This is a genomic window from Buttiauxella gaviniae (assembly GCF_040786275.1).
In the GTDB taxonomy this organism is placed as follows: domain Bacteria; phylum Pseudomonadota; class Gammaproteobacteria; order Enterobacterales; family Enterobacteriaceae; genus Buttiauxella; species Buttiauxella gaviniae_A.
The window spans coordinates 1,609,504-1,628,493 of record NZ_JBFMVT010000002.1; the positions used below are offsets into that span (position 1 = coordinate 1,609,504).

General features: G+C 49.4%; 20 protein-coding genes and 1 tRNA gene. 13 read left to right on the forward strand and 8 right to left on the reverse strand.

Going from position 1 to position 18,990, the window contains the following annotated elements:
* The first annotated feature begins 9 nt into the window (after positions 1-9).
* Positions 10-603, forward strand: a complete 594-nt coding sequence (locus tag AB1E22_RS08125; protein ID WP_367594868.1) for a YhgN family NAAT transporter — start codon at positions 10-12, stop codon at positions 601-603.
* A gap of 77 nt (positions 604-680) precedes the next feature.
* Here the strand turns inward: AB1E22_RS08125 and yicI are convergent, their stop codons facing one another.
* On the reverse strand, positions 681-3,005 hold the full coding sequence (gene yicI, locus AB1E22_RS08130; RefSeq protein ID WP_367594869.1) for an alpha-xylosidase: 2,325 nt from the start codon (positions 3,003-3,005) through the stop codon (positions 681-683).
* A 282-nt stretch (positions 3,006-3,287) separates the two neighbouring features.
* Between yicI and AB1E22_RS08135 the strand changes: the two genes are divergently transcribed.
* The 3 genes from AB1E22_RS08135 (at position 3,288) to AB1E22_RS08145 (ending at position 5,759) form a co-directional block, all read left to right on the forward strand.
* A tRNA-Sec gene (locus AB1E22_RS08135) sits at positions 3,288-3,382 on the forward strand.
* A gap of 121 nt (positions 3,383-3,503) precedes the next feature.
* The gene (locus AB1E22_RS08140) at positions 3,504-4,865 is read left to right on the forward strand and encodes an AAA family ATPase (RefSeq protein WP_367594870.1); all 1,362 of its coding nucleotides are present in this window, start codon (positions 3,504-3,506) and stop codon (positions 4,863-4,865) included.
* The gene (locus AB1E22_RS08145) at positions 4,866-5,759 is read left to right on the forward strand and encodes a hypothetical protein (protein ID WP_367594871.1); all 894 of its coding nucleotides are present in this window, start codon (positions 4,866-4,868) and stop codon (positions 5,757-5,759) included. It begins immediately after the preceding gene.
* A 65-nt stretch (positions 5,760-5,824) separates the two neighbouring features.
* On the opposite strand, the gene AB1E22_RS08150 is transcribed toward AB1E22_RS08145, so the two are convergent.
* A complete protein-coding gene (locus AB1E22_RS08150; RefSeq protein ID WP_367594872.1) occupies positions 5,825-6,010 on the reverse strand; it encodes a toxin-antitoxin system HicB family antitoxin in 186 nt (61 codons plus the stop codon).
* A 133-nt stretch (positions 6,011-6,143) separates the two neighbouring features.
* On the opposite strand from AB1E22_RS08150, the gene AB1E22_RS08155 reads away from it, so the two are divergent.
* The 5 genes from AB1E22_RS08155 (at position 6,144) to AB1E22_RS08175 (ending at position 8,534) form a co-directional block, all read left to right on the forward strand.
* Complete coding sequence (locus AB1E22_RS08155) at positions 6,144-6,674, forward strand: hypothetical protein (protein ID WP_367594873.1); 531 nt, start codon at positions 6,144-6,146, stop codon at positions 6,672-6,674.
* A 132-nt stretch (positions 6,675-6,806) separates the two neighbouring features.
* On the forward strand, positions 6,807-7,064 hold the full coding sequence (locus AB1E22_RS08160) for a type II toxin-antitoxin system HicA family toxin (RefSeq protein ID WP_367594874.1): 258 nt from the start codon (positions 6,807-6,809) through the stop codon (positions 7,062-7,064).
* On the forward strand, positions 7,061-7,405 hold the full coding sequence (locus tag AB1E22_RS08165; protein WP_367594875.1) for a type II toxin-antitoxin system HicB family antitoxin: 345 nt from the start codon (positions 7,061-7,063) through the stop codon (positions 7,403-7,405). The genes AB1E22_RS08160 and AB1E22_RS08165 overlap by 4 nt, the downstream gene beginning before the upstream one ends.
* A gap of 340 nt (positions 7,406-7,745) precedes the next feature.
* Positions 7,746-8,141 carry a hypothetical protein gene (locus tag AB1E22_RS08170; protein ID WP_367594876.1) on the forward strand — a complete coding sequence of 132 codons (396 nt, stop codon included), beginning with the start codon at positions 7,746-7,748 and terminating at the stop codon, positions 8,139-8,141.
* Between the two features lie 171 nt (positions 8,142-8,312).
* The gene (locus AB1E22_RS08175) at positions 8,313-8,534 is read left to right on the forward strand and encodes a YgdI/YgdR family lipoprotein (protein WP_367594877.1); all 222 of its coding nucleotides are present in this window, start codon (positions 8,313-8,315) and stop codon (positions 8,532-8,534) included.
* Positions 8,535-8,580: 46 nt separating this feature from the next.
* On the opposite strand, the gene AB1E22_RS08180 is transcribed toward AB1E22_RS08175, so the two are convergent.
* Genes AB1E22_RS08180 through fdnG form a run of 5 tightly spaced genes read right to left on the reverse strand, consistent with a single transcriptional unit; the run spans position 8,581 to position 15,082 of the window.
* Complete coding sequence (locus tag AB1E22_RS08180; RefSeq protein ID WP_367594878.1) at positions 8,581-9,495, reverse strand: alpha/beta hydrolase; 915 nt, start codon at positions 9,493-9,495, stop codon at positions 8,581-8,583.
* Positions 9,496-9,555: 60 nt separating this feature from the next.
* Positions 9,556-10,485, reverse strand: a complete 930-nt coding sequence (gene fdhE, locus AB1E22_RS08185; RefSeq protein WP_367594879.1) for a formate dehydrogenase accessory protein FdhE — start codon at positions 10,483-10,485, stop codon at positions 9,556-9,558.
* On the reverse strand, positions 10,482-11,117 hold the full coding sequence (fdoI, locus tag AB1E22_RS08190; RefSeq protein ID WP_367594880.1) for a formate dehydrogenase cytochrome b556 subunit: 636 nt from the start codon (positions 11,115-11,117) through the stop codon (positions 10,482-10,484). Before fdoI ends, fdhE begins: the two co-directional genes overlap by 4 nt.
* Positions 11,114-12,019 (reverse strand): formate dehydrogenase subunit beta, encoded by a 906-nt coding sequence (fdxH, locus tag AB1E22_RS08195; protein ID WP_367594881.1) that lies wholly within the window; start codon positions 12,017-12,019, stop codon positions 11,114-11,116. Before fdxH ends, fdoI begins: the two co-directional genes overlap by 4 nt.
* Before the next feature lie 12 nt (positions 12,020-12,031).
* A complete protein-coding gene (gene fdnG, locus AB1E22_RS08200; RefSeq protein WP_367594882.1) occupies positions 12,032-15,082 on the reverse strand; it encodes a formate dehydrogenase-N subunit alpha in 3,051 nt (1,016 codons plus the stop codon).
* A gap of 170 nt (positions 15,083-15,252) precedes the next feature.
* On the opposite strand from fdnG, the gene fdhD reads away from it, so the two are divergent.
* Entirely contained in the window at positions 15,253-16,077 is an 825-nt protein-coding gene (gene fdhD, locus AB1E22_RS08205) for a formate dehydrogenase accessory sulfurtransferase FdhD (RefSeq protein ID WP_367594883.1), read from the forward strand.
* Between the two features lie 119 nt (positions 16,078-16,196).
* Positions 16,197-16,490 (forward strand): acid resistance repetitive basic protein Asr, encoded by a 294-nt coding sequence (gene asr / locus AB1E22_RS08210; protein ID WP_367594884.1) that lies wholly within the window; start codon positions 16,197-16,199, stop codon positions 16,488-16,490.
* Between the two features lie 163 nt (positions 16,491-16,653).
* Here asr and AB1E22_RS08215 read toward each other — a convergent pair whose 3' ends face one another.
* Entirely contained in the window at positions 16,654-17,190 is a 537-nt protein-coding gene (locus AB1E22_RS08215) for a serine acetyltransferase (protein WP_367594885.1), read from the reverse strand.
* 503 nt (positions 17,191-17,693) lie between these two features.
* Here AB1E22_RS08215 and AB1E22_RS08220 point away from each other — a divergent pair.
* The gene (locus tag AB1E22_RS08220; protein WP_367594886.1) at positions 17,694-18,674 is read left to right on the forward strand and encodes a 6-phosphofructokinase; all 981 of its coding nucleotides are present in this window, start codon (positions 17,694-17,696) and stop codon (positions 18,672-18,674) included.
* A gap of 11 nt (positions 18,675-18,685) precedes the next feature.
* Positions 18,686-18,988: a PTS sugar transporter subunit IIB gene (locus AB1E22_RS08225; protein ID WP_367594887.1), complete on the forward strand. Its 303-nt coding sequence runs from the start codon at positions 18,686-18,688 to the stop codon at positions 18,986-18,988.
* Positions 18,989-18,990: the final 2 nt, after the last annotated feature.

Genomic DNA, 18,990 nt, shown 5'->3' on the forward strand with positions numbered 1-18,990 from the left:
AAACCATTCATGACCGAAATCATTTCTGCGGCAGTATTGTTAATCCTGATTATGGACCCGTTGGGAAACCTGCCGATTTTTATGTCAGTGCTCAAGCATACCGAGCCGAAGCGTCGCCGGGCCATCATGATCCGCGAACTGCTTATTGCGCTGATTATCATGCTGATTTTCCTGTTTGCCGGGGAAAAAATTCTCGCATTCCTTAACCTGCGCGCAGAGAGCGTCTCGATTTCCGGCGGGATAATTCTCTTCCTGATTGCGATTAAAATGATCTTCCCAAGCCACGAAGGGAACGCATCGGGCCTGCCTGCGGGTGAAGAGCCGTTTATCGTGCCACTGGCGATCCCCCTCGTTGCCGGGCCAACGCTTCTGGCAACGTTAATGCTGTTATCGCACCAGTATCCGAACCAGATGGGGCATTTAGTCGCAGCTCTGCTGCTGGCCTGGGGCGGCACCGTGGCCATTTTGCTGCAATCGTCTTTGTTCCTGCGCCTGCTGGGCGAGAAAGGCGTGAACGCGCTGGAGCGTTTAATGGGGCTGGTGCTGGTGATGCTGGCGACCCAAATGTTCCTGGACGGCCTGCGGATCTGGATGAAGGGATAATCTGTTGATTCCCTCTCCCTGTGGGAGAGGGCCAACCGTTGTAGGGCGGGCAAGCGCAAGCGCCCCCGCCACAAAAACTAAAGCTCGATAACCAATCCCGCCGCGTGCGAATCCGGCGTAATCACCACGCCCTGCTCGCCCGCCGCACTCTTACCTTGCTTCACACCTTTCACGCTGCTGATATTGCGCAGACACAGCGTCCAGTCTTTTGCCTGGCCGTCGCCCTGAACCGTCAGCGCGTTGCCTTCGCGCTTAACTTTCAGCGTAAAGATAACTGAGCCGTCCGCCGCCGGGACTTCGCAAACCGCTTCACGTCCATCATCCAGGTTAAATAGCTGGAAGGCGGTGCCTTCGTGCCAGGCGTAATCCGGCTTCTGGTCGTTATTGCCGAGCGCTAACAGCGTGTTGTCACGCACATAAACCGGCAGGCTCTGGAAATCGTGTTTCTCTTTATGCCAGCGGCTGCCCTGCGCTTCATGGTTAGAGAACAGATGCGTCCAGCAGCCTTCCGGCAGATAGAACTGCACATCGCCCGCCTCCGAGAACACCGGCGCCACCATCACGGAATCCCCCAGCATGTACTGGCGGTCAAGATAATCGCAGCCCGGATCGTCCGGGAACTCCAGCATCATGGCGCGCATCATCGGCGTACCGAACTCCGCCGCGTAGGCCGCCTGGCGATATAGATACGGCATCATGCGTGATTTCCACTGCGTGAAGTGGCGCACCACATCGCAGGCTTCATCGTCATACGCCCATGGCACACGGTAAGATTTGCTGCCGTGCAGGCGGCTGTGGCTGGAGAGCAACCCGAACGCACACCAGCGTTTGTAGACATGTGCAGGCGCGGTGTTTTCAAAGCCGCCGATGTCGTGGCTCCAGAAGCCGAAGCCGGACATCCCAAGCGACAGCCCGCCGCGCAGGCTTTCCGCCATCGACTCATAGTTGGCGTAGCAGTCACCGCCCCAGTGAACCGGGAACTGTTGTGCCCCCACGGACGCCGAGCGAGCAAACAGCACCGCTTCTTCATCGCCGAGTTCCTGTTTCAGGACGTTCCACACCAGCTCGTTATAGATGAACGCGTAGTGGTTGTGCATTTTTTGCGGGTCGGAACCATCGTGCCACACCACGTCCGTTGGAATACGCTCGCCGAAATCGGTTTTAAAGCAGTCCACACCCATGCGCACCAGGCGTTTCAGGTGGCCCGCATACCAGTCGCACGCCGCCGGATTGGTGAAATCAACAATCGCCTGGCCCGGCTGCCATTTATCCCACTGCCACACCGCGCCGTTCGGGCGTTTGAGGAGATAACCTTTTTCCATGCCTTCGTGGAACAGCGGGGATTTCTGGCCGATGTACGGGTTTATCCAGACGCAGATTTTCAGGCCGCGCGCTTTCAGGCGTTTCAGCATCCCTTCCGGGTCAGGGAACGTCACCGGATCCCACTCAAAATCACACCACTGGAAGGCTTTCATCCAGAAGCAGTCGAAGTGGAAAACATGCAGCGGCAGGTTGCGTTCCGCCATACCGTCGATAAAGCTGTTGACCGTCGCTTCGTCGTAGTTGGTGGTAAATGAAGTGGTGAGCCACAGGCCAAACGACCATGCTGGCGGCAGCGCCGGGCGGCCGGTGAAGCGTGTGTAACGGTCAAGCACCGCTTTCGGCGTTGGGCCGTCGATCACAAAGTATTCGAGGTATTCGCCTTCCACGCTGAACTGCACTTTGGAGACTTTTTCGGAACCGACTTCAAAGGAGACGCATTCGGGATGGTTCACCAGCACGCCGTAGCCACGGTTGGTGAGGTAGAACGGAATGTTTTTGTAGGATTGCTCGGTGCTGGTGCCGCCGTCGCGGTTCCAGGTTTCCACCGTCTGGCCGTTTTTCACCAGCGCAGTGAAGCGTTCGCCCAGGCCATAAACCGTTTCGCCGACGCCCAAATCCAGGCGCTCGAACATATGCGTATTCCCGGTATTGGCATCCTGCACGTAGCCGTTATTTTTCACCGCACTGCCGGTGATGCGCACGCCATCGCGCAGGAAATCCAGCGCCCAGTCGTTGCCTTTGGTGACGCGCACCGCCAGGTTGCCGCTTTTCAACTCGGCAAATTCAGCGGTGTTTTGCATCTCAACTTTTACGTCTTTGAGCACATTAAGCGGATAGTGTGGGCCGTTGTTTAACGCGCCCTGGAAATGTTCGATGCGCACGCCGACCACGCCTTCCTGCGGCGAGAAGAAACGCAGCGTAAACAGCGGCGTATCAAGCTGGTTGCCACGTTCGCGGACGTCCTTCATCCCCGCGTACACCACCATTTCGTTCCCGCGCGGCTCCACGTCGAACACTTGAATCGGGTGAATCAACGCAAGCCCCGGCTGAATAAGCCAGTTACCGTCACTAATTTTCATAATGCAGTCCTTTGAATGCTGGAATGTAGATTTCTACGGTTTTAAAGCATCGGGGACAGGGCGTGAATTCTGTAATCTCGTTATCAGATTACGATTCTTGATAAGTGTGAGCGGAGTCGCTCTCTCAAAGGGATCAGAAATGCTAAACGCGTGGATTGTGAACGATTTAATTGATCAGGCTAATGGTTTCAGTGAAATGATTGGCGAAAGGGAAAACCATTGTTTGGTACCGGCGAGAAACCAGGTATACTGCGCACCGCCTCCATGTAGCAATCGAGGCCAGGAAGATCGTCGTCTCCGGTGAGGCGGCTGGACTTCAACTCCAGTTGGTGCCGCCAGCGGTGCCGGGCAGGTTCGACTCCTGTGATCTTCCGCCAAACTCTTTTTAACAATACCCGAGTTTGCTCATATTAATTGTTCGTCATCTACATCACTATTACGCAACCCAAGATATGATCCGAAAATATTTTTTGTATTTATAATGTATAGGGAGATTGTATGAAAATATCAAAGATAGAGTTTATCAAATTATTCGGTGTTTTTGATCACTCAATAAACCTTAATGAAGAAGGAGGTATAACAATAATAATAGGAGAAAATGGATTAGGAAAAACAGTCATTCTAGAAGCAATTAACGCCCTTTTCAATCGACAGTATAATTTTTTTCATAAAATCACCTTTGAAAAACTCATTATTACTTTCGATACAAAAGATACATGGAGCTTTCGGAAAGGAAAGCAGCAAACAAATGCTTCACAATTATTTATAACAAAGGGTGCAAATGGAAAGAATGAAAGTAAAGAATATTTGATCAAGGATGGATTGCCACCAAATATATCAAAGCATGATTTATTTAAAAGACGAATGATGCAAAGAGAATATTTAAGAAGGAGAAACATTCAATTTGCTGAGAATATATATGATTCGCGCCTTATTGATGGTTCTATCATAAATGAAATGGATATGATTGAAAGAAGCATTTGGAATGAGCATCTAATTAATGAGTATGACTCACATAATGATAAAAATGTTCAAAATCCAAAATGGTTTGAAGAAGCTTTAGATGCGATAAATATTAGGCTAATTGAAACCCAGAGAATAATAGGCCGAAAAGATTTAAATAGCGATGTCATTCTTAATCCGGTGGAATATTACTCGAAAGAGTTGAAAGAGATGATAGTCCAAGCGGTTAAAGAATCATCGAATGTTGCATCTTCTCTTGATAGTACTTATCCAAACAGGCTAATTTCAGAATTAAAAAGAGGTGCTGATGACTCTTTTGAAGAACTCAATGACGCCTTAGCAAAATTAAATGATAGAAGGAAATTATTGTCCTCTGTTGGACTTATTATAGATTCAGAAGATAATGATTTGCTTCAGATTGAAAAAAATCAAGAGGATCTTATAACCATATTAAAAATATATATTGATGATAGCCATAAAAAACTAGCTCCCTTCGAGGAAATTTCTAAAAAAATAAAATTATTTAAAGAAATCATCAACACACGTTTTAAACATAAAAAATTAGAAGTAACACAAGGTGAAGGCATTACATTTAAATCGACTGTAATAACAAACAGGGACAATAAATCAGTTAATATCCCATCAACCGGTTTATCATCAGGAGAACAAAATGAATTAATATTATTTTACAAGCTGATATTTAATTCGCAACCTAATGATATGATCCTCATTGATGAACCTGAACTTTCATTACATATATCCTGGCAGAATAAATTCATAGAAGATATAAAAGATATTATATCAATTAATGACCTATCGGTTATTATTGCAACTCACTCACCAGACATCATCAGCCATAATTGGGAGTTAATGATTGAATTGCAAGGAGTAGAGTAAATGTTTTGTGATCATATTACTCCAGACAGAACTGCAAATGCAATTATTCAGGATAAAAGTTTTAATGGCTATTATTTATTTATAGAAGGCATTAAAGATTTAAAAACTTACAAAAAATTAATGAGTAAGGATGTAAAACTGCAAGTCACATTTGGAAAACATAATATGAGGAAAATAAAAGACATACTACAAGAAAGAGAATATAAAAAATTTATTGGGATACGAGATGCTGATTTTCTTCGTTTAGAGGGGAATGAAAAATTCGATAACAATTATAATGAATGCATATTTCCAACAGATGAGCATGATTCAGAAGGAATGATAATAAATAGTGATGCTTTATATGATTTCATTGATTCCGTTTCAAATGAGAAAAACATAGCATTATTTACTGAAAAATATGGGGAGATTAGAAATGTGATATATGAATTATGCTATCCATTAGCATGCTTGAGACTAGCTAACAAAAAAAACAACTTAGGATTGGCATTTAAGCCAGTAAAACCTGAAGGCAATAAGTTCAAGATAAAGAAATTCATCTCAGAAGAAAATTTTTCATATTTAGGTCATGAAAAGATGATAAATACAATAGTTGAATACTCAACTAATCGTGGTGGAAAAATAACCTCCCGAGAACAGATACTATCTTGCCTAACAAATGAAATATCGTCTAACCATGATATTAAACAAATAATCAATGGCCATGATATAGCAGAGGTCTTATATTTGATTAGTAAAAAGGGACTCAAAAGCCTTAGTAAAACTATTAATGATTCCGGATGCGTGGAAGAGATGCTCCGTCTAGCATATAATTACGATTATTTCTCAACAACATCTGTTTTTAAAAAAATAATTAGCTACCAAAATACTAATGGCATAGAGTTATTGCGCTAAATTTCCATTTAGATTTAAAAATTCATTTGCATATTATTATTTAATAAAATATATGGGTAATACATCTAATTATTACCCTTCAACCTCTCCAGTTCCTTCCTTCCCAACGTCTTTAACCAATTCCCAAGACTCATACCCGCTTCTTTCGCTGCAACTTCAAATTGAGCTTTCAGCTCTGGTGAGATCCTGATCTGAAAAGCAGGATTTTTACCGGAAGCAGACTGCTTAGCATCATATTTGACCGTTGACATGTATGTACCCTTGAGTCTATTGTGGTTATTAAGGTACACACCCTATCACAGGGTCACCTGAAAAAAAACGCCCCCGAATAGTATTACGAGTACTAGACGAGGGCTCACCACAAACGTTAAGGAAACTAACGCCATGGCTAACACCAATAGTACCACAATCACCAATCCTGAAATCATCTGCCCGCCGCAAGTTAATGAAACGGCGATTGCTACGCTGCTCAAAACTCCGCTTGGCGCGACGATGGATTTATTTCAGGTACTCGAAAGCTGCCAGCAGCACGTCGATGCGCTTATAGAAAACGATAACAACACCGAGTGCATGGCGCTTTGCGGGCGGTTGCTTGCCGGGCTGGAAGTGCTGAAATACGCATTAAAAGCGCCATTGCCTGCGCATCTTATTGAGCGCCTGACGGTGGATGTGGCGGAGCCTGATAATTATCGCGGTGCGCTTTCTACCGATTCGGAAACCCTACGGGAATATTGCGTAGCGCTAACTATATTATTGCTGCAACGCCAGCAGTCATCTGAGCAGGAAGAACACATCACCGGATTATTATTCGAGTTGGTTAACGTTCTGGTCGAAGATTTGAAAACGCCGCGTTTTGTTCGTACAGAAGGTGGGCTGGCAATGATTAGTGGCGAGGCGGTGCCGGCAATTCACTAACCTTTATTGTACGAGTGAAGGATGGCTATAACCGCGCGGTAATTCGTGCCCCCTTCACTTCCTTAATACACACTTCTCGGTGGTATTATTTTTTGATACCATCGAATAACAAGGAAGTCATACTACACTTGTATGAAACGACAACATCAAAGGACGTTGGAGGCGATCTATCGTCGTCCCGTGGCAGGTTCTCTGGAATGGCGGGACTTTAAAGCGTTAATGATTTCGCTGGGGGCAGAGGTAGATGTAAGTGCCGCTGGATCGCGAGAAGCATTCACATTACGGGAAGAGGTTCGTGTGTATCACCGACCACATCCGCATTCGACGATGGATAAAGGTGCCGTAAATGCGACCCGCATCTGGTTAGAAAGTATGGGAATCAAACCATGAATAACATTATTAAAATTGATGGCCACACCGCTATTGTTAGCTTCGACCCAGACATTGAAATGTTTCGCGGCGAGTTCGTTGGCTTAAACGGCGGTGCAGATTTTTACGCCTATAGTGTGCAGGAATTGAAAACAGAGGGAGCCGAATCTCTTAAATTCTTTCTTGATACATGTCGTGCAAAAAACATTGAGCCTTATAAATCATACAGCGGGAAGATTTCTGCTCGTCTAACGCCTGAAGACCATGCGGCTCTTGAACGTATCGCGCTGGCATGCGGCGAGAGTATTAATCAGTTACTCAATCAGGGCGCAAAATTAATCATTAAGCAACATGATGCGTGATTAGCGGTGCAGGAATTAATCAGGTTTTGTTAGGCGGATTAGCTTGCGACATCCGCCATTTTTTAAAGCAACTCCTTCATCCACGCGTCACCTTCACGCTCTTCTTTGTCACTCCAGCATGTGAGATACTTTGCCGATATTGTTCCCGCCACAAAAACTTATCTGGCGTAAACAAACGAAAACAATGGGTTACGTGATACGTAGCCTTTTTTAATGCCTTATATACCCCGTCATACTTCAAGTTGCATGTGCATTGGCTTTCCTCGCTCACCCCAGTCACTTACTGGAGTAAGCTCTTGGGGATTCACTGCGTCGCCGCCTGCCTGCAACTCGAATTATTTTGGCTATAAAGCAGGCAGCAATTGAAGAGGTTTTTATGAATTGGGATGTGTTGAAGTGGTTGATTGGCATCTACTTTGGCTGTTTTTTTGGTCTTCTCAAAGTCGCCTACTCTGACCCCAAATTTTATCTTGATTACATAGATAAAAAACTCACCTGGTTCTGTTACACCTGCATGATAGCCTTCGGCGCCTTCTGGTACGGGCTTTATGCGTGCAGAAACTACACGATAGAAAACATCGACCTGATATCTGAACAGCTTAGCCATCTGGACAAAGAATATAGCTTTGTGACTTCCTATCTTCTTGTTTTGATTATTACGTCCTGTTTGTCATTTGCCGCCAGCCTTTTATTTATTGATGTTGCGCGTAGAAAACAAGCTCATTTGAGCTCTTAAAAGCGTTAAGACCTTGAACACGTTAAAAAACCGTATGGTAAAGCCATGCGGTTTTTTTGTTTTACAGCCTGGCCGCGCCATAGCTCCAAAAACCCTTCTTAATACACCTTAACAATCTGTCTCACGCTCAGCGGTTAATATTCCCTTCTACTTTCAAAGGGAATATTCAGCATGAAAAAATTATTAGCAGTTCTGCTATTAGGCGGCGTGGCTTTGTCTGTTACCGCTTGTTCAAGTGACTATGTGATGTCGACCAAAACGGGGGAAATGATTGTGACGCAAGGAAAACCGGAAGTGGATAAAGGCACGGGCATGACGCGCTACACCGACGAGCAAGGCAACGAGCGCCAGATTAATAATGACCAAATCGTGCAGATGATTAAGAAAGATTGATTTGCTGTGCAGATACCAGCCAGCTCATGCTGGCTGGTATCGCGTATTAGCGTGGTTGACCGACCCGCCACGCGACATCACGCATGGCATCGCGGGCTGCCTGGCTGATACCACCAAGCTGGAAAAAGCCGTGGATCACGCCGAGATAGCGCTGGCAGGTGGACTCAACGCCCTGGTCCATCAGGCACTCATGCAAGACCTCGCCTTCATTGCGAAGGGGATCGTATTCAGCAGTGATGATATGTACCGGTGGCAGGCCTGCAAAATCTTCACGAAATAATGGACTGGCTTCTTCATCCATTGGGTCAAGATCGGGCATATAGGCTTCGTAGCCGGAAAGCAGCGTATCGCGGGTGATGATGTAGTCGTAGCCATTTTCCTGATAGCTGACAGATTCCGCCGTCGCGTCCAACATCGGGTAAATCAGCATGAGCCGCGCAGGCAGCCAGTTTCCCGCACTTTTCAGGCGCAGAGCCGTCACCAGGGCAATATGCCCACCCGCACTGTCACCCGCGAGCGTCATTCGTTCACGATCCACTTCCAGTTGATCAGCCGCTTGCCAGATAGCGTCCGCGGCACGCTCAGCATCATCATGCGCTGCCGGATAAGTGTGCTCTGGGGCCACGCGATACTGAACGGCAATCACCCGGCAACTACCGTAATAGCAAAGCTGGCGTAACGGGTTGTCATGGGTTTCAAACCCACCGCTAACAAAGCAACCGCCGTGGTAGTAGATCACGGCGGGTAGTGATCTGGTCGCATTTAGCGGGGAAAATATGCGTAACGTGCAGCCATCAAGACTGATTTCTTTCACGTCGACACGGGTTTCCGTTTCGCCCGCTAAAACAGTGCTGGCGATATACCCTGCCCGGCGTTCGGCAAAAGTTTGTTGGCGTGAAGAAGGGCGGCCAGAGTCGATAAATTCATCAACCAGCCCGGCGATTGCGGGTTCGAGGGACATACTGTGATCCTGTGTGATGACCAGGACGGATAAGCTAAAGCTCTCCGCCCTGGGAACTTATTACTCCCCTTCCCCCGGGAACAGGAACGGGTTGATGCTGCTGCGGGCAAAGCCTTCTTGCTCCATGCGAGCATCCAGCACCAGCGAGGCTAAATCGTCGGCCACGGCTTCCACTTTGGCATCTTTTTCCTGATAGAGAATCTTCAGGTAAGTGCCGCAGTCGCCACAGCTTTCCGCTTTAATCGCTGACTGCTCGCTGTCGAGCGACCAGTAGTTCAAATCGCGGGTTTGCTCGCAGTTGCTGCATTTCACTCGCACCACGTGCCATTCGGTTTCGCACAGGTTGCAGTGCAAATAACGCAGGCCGCTGGTGCCGCCAATCTGCACGACGCTCGAAACGGGCACGGAGCCGCAAACCGGGCAGAACTGGCGCTGTTCGCCGTATTCTGCTTTTGCACGCCCTGGGATCAGGCTCGCCATTTGCGCCCAGTAAAGTGACAACGCCGCCCAGATGAATGGCGCTTTGTCGCTGGAAACCAGCGCAAAATCGGCGTTAAACAGCGCGGTCGCCATCTCTTCCAGCTCTTGCGTTGATGCCTTTTCCAGGTTTTCGATAACCGCCAGGGCCTGGCCGCTCATCTCTGGTTTCAGCTCAGCAATGAGCGAACTCAGCAGGCGCTGCCAGTGCGGGTCGCGCGGCAGAACGTGGATATCCAACGGCGGCTTACCGGTTTCCGAAGATTTCTGAATCAGCGCGGTTAAATCCATTTGCAGCGGGTGGTCATACAGCACCACTTCCTGCGCGTGGGCGATCAGGGCCGCAAAGCGCAGGTAATCGCCCAAAGGATTATTGGTCGCCAGCTCGCGCAGGCGTTCTGCGCGGCGGTTGTAGAGGTTTTTCAGCCTGGGGAACAATAACGGCGGGATCGTCTCCGCCGTACGTTTATCGCTCGTCGCAAGCTGGTCTTGCGGGATTATGCGAATACTCATTCCTGTCTTTTTTCCTGTTTCTGGCGAACTTCACGATACCATTTCGGATGGTGTTTTTTCGCCCAGGTCGTGGTGACCCAGCCTTCCACCATCGCGGTAATCGTGCCTTTCACCCATAGGGCTGCGTAGATGTGGATCATAATAACCACAATCAGCGCCACTGCGGCAAATGAATGCACCATCAGGGCTACGCGAATCACCGGGATTGAGAAAGCAGGGGCAAAGTAAGGACGCCAGATAATCACGCCGCTCACCAGCAATAACACCAGGAAGATAATTGCCGCCCAGAACACGCATTTCTGGCCGAAGTTATAACGTCCCGTGTCACCTACTTCCTCGTTGACGATGATCTTACGGATATTCTTCGCCCAAAAGATATCATCCCGATTGATTAGGTTGTGGTGCCAGTAGCGGAAAAACATAATGATAAACGAGGCAAACATCACCACGCCGACGAACGGGTGGAGGATGCGCGCCAGCTGCGGCGTGCCCAAAATGTGCATCAGCCAGTTGAAGGAGGGGAAGAAGAACCCCAGCCCGCTCACCGCCGCCAGAATAAAGCAGAAGGCGGTAATCCAGTGGTTGATACGTTCAGGCGCGCTGTAGCGCTGAATGGTCACTTGTTTTTTCATGGTTTGCGCACCTCATCGTCTTCATGGTGCAAATTGTCGTCCTCTTCTTCGGCACGGTTCGGGCCAACTCCAACATAGTGGAATACGCTGGCGGCGAAGGTGGCAGCAAAGCCGATAGCGGCCAGCGGCTTCCAGACGCCTTTCCAGAATTTCACCGTTGGGCTGATGGACGGATTCTCCGGCAGGCCGTGGTACAGCGTCGGCTTGTCCGCATGATGCAGCACATACATGACGTGAGTGCCGCCAACACCGGCAGGATCGTACAATCCAGCATTGTCATAACCGCGCGTTTTCAGCTCCGCCACGCGCTCGCCCGCCAGGGTTTTCATATCGTCTTTCGAGCCGAAATGAATCGCGCCGGTTGGGCAGGTTTTCACGCAGGCTGGCTCCTGGCCGACGGTCACGCGGTCTACGCACAATGTGCATTTGTAGACGCGGTTGTCCTCCGGGTTCAGGCGCGGTACGTCAAACGGGCAGCCCGCAATGCAGTAGCCGCAGCCGATGCACTGTTCAGACTGGAAATCGACAATGCCGTTGGCGTACTGAATAATCGCGCCCTCAGATGGGCACGCTTTCAGGCAGCCAGGGTCCGCGCAGTGCATACAGCCGTCTTTGCGGATAAGCCATTCCAGTTTGTCGTTCTGCTCCACTTCCGAGAAGCGCATCACCGTCCACGATTTCGCCGTCAAATCCGCTGGGTTGTCGTAAACGCCGACGTTACTACCGATTTCATCGCGCAGGTCGTTCCATTCCGAACACGCCACCTGGCAGGCTTTGCAGCCGATGCAGGTGGTGACGTCGATAAGTTTCGCGACCTCTTGCTGGTGATCCCGCGCCTGAGGCGCGGGCGTGAAGCCGTTGGTGGCGGAACGACGGATGATGTCCTGAGATTGATAAGCCATAATTCGTCTCCGTTACACCTTTTCCACATTGACCAGGAACGCCTTAAATTCAGGCGTTTGCGTGTTGGCATCCCCGACAAATGGCGTCAGGGTGTTAGCGATAAAGCCTTTCTTCGCCACGCCCTCATAACCCCAGTGAATCGGAATACCGATGGTATCCACTTTCTGGCCGTTCACATCGAGCTGGCGAATACGTTTGGTCACCACCGCTTTGGCTTTGATAAAGCCGCGGTTGGAGGAGACTTTCACCGTGTCGCCGTGAGCAATACCGAGTGAATTGGCAAGCTTCTCGCCAATCTCGATAAACTGCTCTGGCTGCGCGATGGCGTTCAGCACCGCGTGTTTAGTCCAGTAGTGGAAATGCTCGGTCAGACGATAAGTGGTGCCGACATACGGGAATTTGTCATGCTTGCCCATCGCTTCCAGGTCACCTTTGAACACGCGCGCCGCCGGGTTGGAAACCACGTTCGGGTGCAGCGGGTTGGTGCCAAGCGGCGTTTCAAACGGCTCGTAGTGTTCAGGGAACGGCCCTTCTGCCATTTTGTCGATGGCAAACAGGCGGCCCAAACCTTCCGGCTGCATGATAAACGGCCCAACATCAGTGCCCGGTGCGGCGGTGCTGTAGTCGGCAATATCCGCCCCGCCCCACTTCGCGCCGTCCCAGGAGATCAGGCGGCGTTTTTCATCCCACGGTTTACCCGCTGGATCGGCAGACGCACGGTTATACAGAATGCGGCGGTTGAGCGGCCACGCCCAGGCCCAACCTAGCGTGTTGCCCAAACCTGACGGATCGGCGTTATCGCGGCGAGCCATCTGGTTGCCGTCCGGCGTCCAGCTCCCGGCGAAGATCCAGCAGCCGCTTGAGGTGGTGCCGTCGTCGCGCAGTTGGGCAAACGAACTGAGCTGCTGACCTTTTTTCACCAGCACCGCACCGGTCGCCGGGTCGATAACGTCCTGCAACGCTTTGCCGTTGCTTTCCATCGCCACTTCTTCCGGTGCCGGGTTGTCTGGCGTCAGGTAATTCCAGGTCATGTTCAGCACTTGCTCAGGCAGCGCACCGCCTTCACGTTCGTACATGTGCCGCAGGCGGCTAAAGATACCCGCAAGGATTTCGCCGTCGTTCAGCGCTTCCCCTGGGGCGTCCGCGCCTTTCCAGTGCCACTGCAACCAGCGGCCAGAGTTCACGATCGAGCCGTTCTCTTCGGCGAAGCAGGTGGACGGCAGGCGGAACACTTCGGTCTGGATTGTCGACGGGTCAACGTCGTTCATTTCGCCGTGGTTTTGCCAGAAGTTCGAGGTTTCCGTATTCAGCGGGTCAATGGTCACGAGGAATTTCAGCTTCGACAGTGACGCGATAACCTTGTTTTTATTCGGGAACGACGCGACGGGGTTAAAGCCCTGGCAGAGATAGCCGTTCACCTTGCCCTGGTTCATCATCTCGAAATATTGCAGGACGTCGTAGCCCTTGTCCCACTTCGGCAACCAGTCATAACCCCAGCTATTTTCCGCTGTGGCTTTGTCGCCGTAGAAGGCTTTCATCATCGAAACGAAGAATTTCGGGTAGTTACCCCAGTAGTTTACCTGGCCTTCCAGCAGCGGTTTTGGCGTGTTGGCGGCGAGATAAGTCTGGATGTCGGGCTGTTTTTCATTCGGCAGCGTCATATAGCCCGGCAGGCTCTGTGACAGCAGGCCGAGATCCGTCAGCCCTTGAATATTGGAGTGACCGCGCAGGGCGTTCACGCCGCCGCCCGCCATTCCCATATTGCCAAGCAGCAACTGAATCATCGCCATGGTGCGAATGTTCTGCGCGCCCACGGAGTGTTGCGTCCAGCCTAGCGCGTAGAGGAACGACGCGGTTTTGTCTTTTACGCTGGTCGCCGCGATATATTCGCAAACTTTCAGGAAATCGTCTTTCGGGGTGCCGCAAATATTGGAAACCACGTCCGGCGTATAGCGGGAGACGTGCTCTTTAAGCAGGTTCCACACGCAACGTGGATGAGTGAGCGTCAGGTCGCGTTTGGCGAAGCCTTTTTCGTCCAGCTCATAGTTCCAGGTGGTTTTATCATATTTACGGTTTGCCGCATCGTAGCCCGAGAACAGGCCGTCGTCGAAGCGGTAATCCTCACGCACAATCAGGTTGGCGTTGGTGTAAGCCTCAACGTATTCGCGGTTGTATTTATTGTTGTTGATCAGGTACAGCAGCACGCCTGACAGGAAGGCAATGTCAGAGCCGGAGCGAATCGGGGTGTAGAAATCCGCCACCGAAGCGGTACGCGTAAAGCGCGGATCGATAACAATGAGCTTCGCGCCGTTGTGAATTTTGGCTTCCATCGCCCAGCGGAACCCGACGGGATGCGCTTCAGCGGCGTTGCCACCCATCACAATAACGAGATCGGCGTTCTTGATATCAACCCAGTGGTTGGTCATCGCACCGCGACCAAATGTTGGAGCAAGACTTGCTACCGTTGGTCCGTGTCAGACACGCGCCTGGTTATCCACGGCAAGCATGCCGAGGGCGCGGGAAAATTTCTGGGTTAAATAGCCGGTTTCGTTGCTGGATGCCGATGCGCACAACATGCCGGTGGAGAGCCAACGGTTGACCGTCGTTCCCTGGTCATTTTGCGCAATAAAGTTGGCATCGCGGTCTTGTTTCATCAGTTTGGCGATACGGTCAAACGCCGTTTCCCAACTGATTTGCTCCCATTTATCCGAGCCTGGCGCGCGGTAAGACGGGAATTTGAGGCGGCTTTCGCTGTGGATGAAATCCACCAGGCCTGCGCCTTTCGGGCAAAGTGCCCCGCGGTTAACCGGATGGTCCGGGTCCCCTTCAATATGGAAGATAGATGCTTTGGCATTTTTCGCACCGTCACCGAGGCTGTACATCAACAGCCCACAACCAACGGAACAGTATGTGCAGGTGTTACGCGTTTCGCGGGTGCGCAGCAGTTTATATTGCCGTGTTTCCGCAAGTGCAACGCCTGGGGCAAAGCCCAGTGCCGCTGCCGTAGTCCCTGCCATACCGCCAGCACAGATCTTAAAGAACTGTCTTCTGCTGACCTGCATGGATGCTCCTTTTCGACATTGTCATATTACTTATAGGTTTAATTTTTTGCGGTCTAAGCCGCAAAGGTCCACAATCAAACGCAAACTGGAAATAGCCCCTCATCCAGAAGGGGTAGTAGGTCCAGAATACCACATTAGGATTAAGGCTGTTCCAATCAGGTTAAGACAACGTGAACAATTCCGACCCAAATCAAAGCAAAAATGTGAACGCCATCACTGGCGCACGAACAATCGATCTGTGGCAGCGCCACGATTTATGTCAGGCCAAAAGTGACTGGCTTGCTGAAGAAGTCCCGGTTGCGCTGGTCTACAACGGTATTTCCCATGTCGTGATGATGGCCTCGCCTAAAGATCTGGAGCTTTTTGCCGTCGGTTTTTCGCTCTCGGAAGGGATTATTGAATCTACAGCAGACATTTACGGTATTGATGTGATTCCGGTCTGCAATGGCATGGAAGTGCAGATTGAGCTTTCCAGCCGCCGCTTTATGGGGCTGAAAGAGCGCCGACGCTCGCTTGCCGGGCGCACCGGCTGCGGGGTTTGCGGCGTCGAACAACTCAACGATATTGGCCGCCCAATCGCCCCATTGCCGTTCACACAAACGTTCGATTTAAACAATCTGGATGCAGCCTTAAAACAGATGCGCGATTACCAGCCGATCGGGGAGCTGACGGGCTGTACTCATGCCGCACTTTGGCTTAATGAAACCGGCATGATCCTGGAGGGTAAAGAAGATATAGGCCGCCATGTGGCGCTGGATAAGCTGCTCGGGGCGCGAGCCCGTGGGAACTGGCACACCGGAGCCGTGCTCGTTTCGAGCCGCGCCAGCTATGAAATGGTGCAGAAATCAGCCCAGTGCGGCGTGGAAATTCTGTTTGCCGTTTCGGCGGCAACCACGCTTGCAGTAGAGGTCGCCCAACGCTGCAATCTTACCTTAGTGGGGTTTAGCAAACCGGGGCGTGCCACGGTTTATACCCATCCGCAGCGCTTGTGTTAAAAGGCTGTACATTCGGTTACTCGCCGACACCAATCACTCACGGAACGTTTTTGTTTATTGGAATAGAGTTATTTCATCGGGCCGAGAGGCCACTCATAAACAAACACGAGACGAACAAAATGAAAAAAGTATTAACTCTGATTGCTGTCGCTGTAATGGGTCTGTCCTCTGCTGCTTTCGCTGCTGAAACCACCGCAGCGCCTGCTCCGGTAAAACACACCACTACCGTGCACCACAAAAAACATCACAAAGCAGCCCCTGTAGCGCAGAAAGCGCAGGCCGCTAAAAAGCATCACAAAAAAGCCACTAAATCAGCCACCCCGGCGGCACCTCAGAAAGCCCAGGCGGCTAAAAAGCACCACAAAAAAGCAGCTACCCCTGCTGTAGCACCCGCAGCTAAACCTGCTGCATAAGTTTGCAATGAAATCCCCCTCTATTAAAAACACCCGGCTTGCCGGGTGTTTTTTTATCAAACCTGATCTGCTGCTAAAGCGCTTCAGATTTGAACTGATTCTGGCCGCCGTCATTCTTTACGGCATCGTCGCCATCAGCTTCTTTCTTTAATTATTCGCATCACTAATTTTCACGCAGCACCAAAATCGTCTCTTTACGGGTATAGACCGTATGGTTATCCGGCACGTCTTTGTTCACAAATGACATGGCCCCGATAGTCACGTTGGAACCGATAGTAATATCACCAATAATGCACGTCCCCGCCCCAATATTGACGTTATCTCCAATCACCGTTTTCCCGCCGTCGCCTCGCGCTTTTTGCCCGATAGTAATGTTCTGACGCAAAACAACATTTTTACCGATCACACAGTCCGGGCGAATCACAAGGCCTGGGAAATGCCGTATTTCCAGCCCTTCACCAATGGTTGCCAGGGGAGAAATATCCATCGCGTAATAATGGTTTAGCTTTATTAATTTCTTTTTCGCCAGGCGATGGATGAAACCCTTTCTGGCTTTAAATAAGTATCCCCAAATTCTGAACCAGAAATAAAAACGGCGATCCGGGCACTTGATTGCTCGGTGCAACGTCTTCGTCCAGGTGAAGGGGTTATCATTTTTAACCACTTCTTTTTGCAGACATTTTTTAAGATGGAGATACATGATTTTATCCGTGTGCGGTACATAAGGCGCACATATTATCACAGTTCTCCAGCCTGCTTAGAGGTGGGGAATGCACGGATCCAGACCGGTGGTATGACGCGGGAGAAAAGCGCACGCTGTTGTTAACCAATCCTGGCGATACAGCCTATTGGCCTTTTTATTTCGCGCCTCTTAAATAATCTTTTCCCCTTTATTGCGTAAAAAAATGCGCGAGCAATCACATTTCTGAAAGCTGATTTTCTCCCTTTAACGCATGAATCATCCTGGCAGATTTTAATTTTTTCCTGTTTCTATTAATCCATTGAAATATAGAATATTTTCACCACTGCGATTCAAAATTTAAGCTGCAGTTAATTGTGATTAACATCACAAAAACAGCCCATTAAAACCCTTTGTCAACCATCACCCTCGCCGCGTGAATACCGTTTTTGTGACATTCGTTGCAAATTAGAGGCTTGTTTAAAGGGAAAAATGTCTGCAACGAAATTAGCGAGGCAAGCGTCATGAGAATCGGCATGGTAATTAGCGGCGGTGATGTCACGGGAATAAATAACTTCGTTTTTCAAATATCCCGTCTGGCCCAGGCAGAGATCGTTTTGTTTAACAGCGGTATTCCAGGTTTATTGCAGAATAAACATCAGGCTATTTCCGTACGCGATTTAGTGGATTTTTCCGTTGCCTCCATTCCGATTATCTCCTCCGGCAGAACCAGCCGAAAATTAAAAGGTGCCGAATATGAAAGCATCGCAAAGCAGTTAAAGACCTTACATATTGATGTGCTTATTATGGCGGGGGGCGATGGCTCATTGCAGTTCCTACATCACCTTAGCGAATATGGCGTGAATTGTTTTGGCGTCGGAATGACCATCGACAATGACGTTTACGGCAGTGATTACACCATCGGTTTTTCAACCGCCTGCGAACAGGTGATTAAAGAAGTCGCCAAATTACGCAATACAGGCCGCGCGTTACCAGGCCGCGTTTTTATGGTGGAACTGTTGGGCGGCTACTGCGGGGAATTAACACTGCAATCCGCCATCAAAAGTAATGCAGATTTCGCGCTGATTCCCGAATGCCAGCATGATTTAAATGAGCTGGCGCAAAAGATTAGCGCCCGGCTTGAAACACAAAATAGCGTGGTGATTCTCTGCTCCGAAGGTTACACCAAAGAGTATTCCCCCGGTTTTCAGGGGGCCATTGACACCATGATTAAACAGCTTGAACCAAAAATTGGCGTACGTATTCGTAAGTCGATAATGGGTTACAGTCTGCGTAACGGTGACCCCACCTGCGAGGAAATTTATCAAGGCACTATTATGGCAGGAGAAGTCGTACGTTGTATTCAGTCAGGTATGAGAAATAAAGCCATTATTATTAATTCGAGTAACAAACCGATCCCTATAGATTTAATCAGTATGCAAAAACGCCTCGTCGACACCGAAGGGCATCATTATAAATTAGCGAAGCAGCTCAATATTATTTGAGGAGATTTTCAATGCTTAAAATTCTTTGTGTATGTGGCTGCGGTTTAGGTTCCAGTTTTGCCATCGAAATGACAGCAAAAGCGGTGCTTAAAAAATTAGAAATTGACGCTGAAATTGACCATACCACCGTTTCAGAAGCGGGGGCTTTTAAATCTGACATTATTTTAACCCAAAAAACCTTCGCCGATATTTTAACGGCGGATGCAAGCGAAGAAGAAATTAGACGCGTCATCGTGCTGCATAAGCTCACTGATAAAGACGAAATCGAACAGAAGATTGTCGCCTTTTTAAAAGCTCGCAATGTGAAGGTATAAAC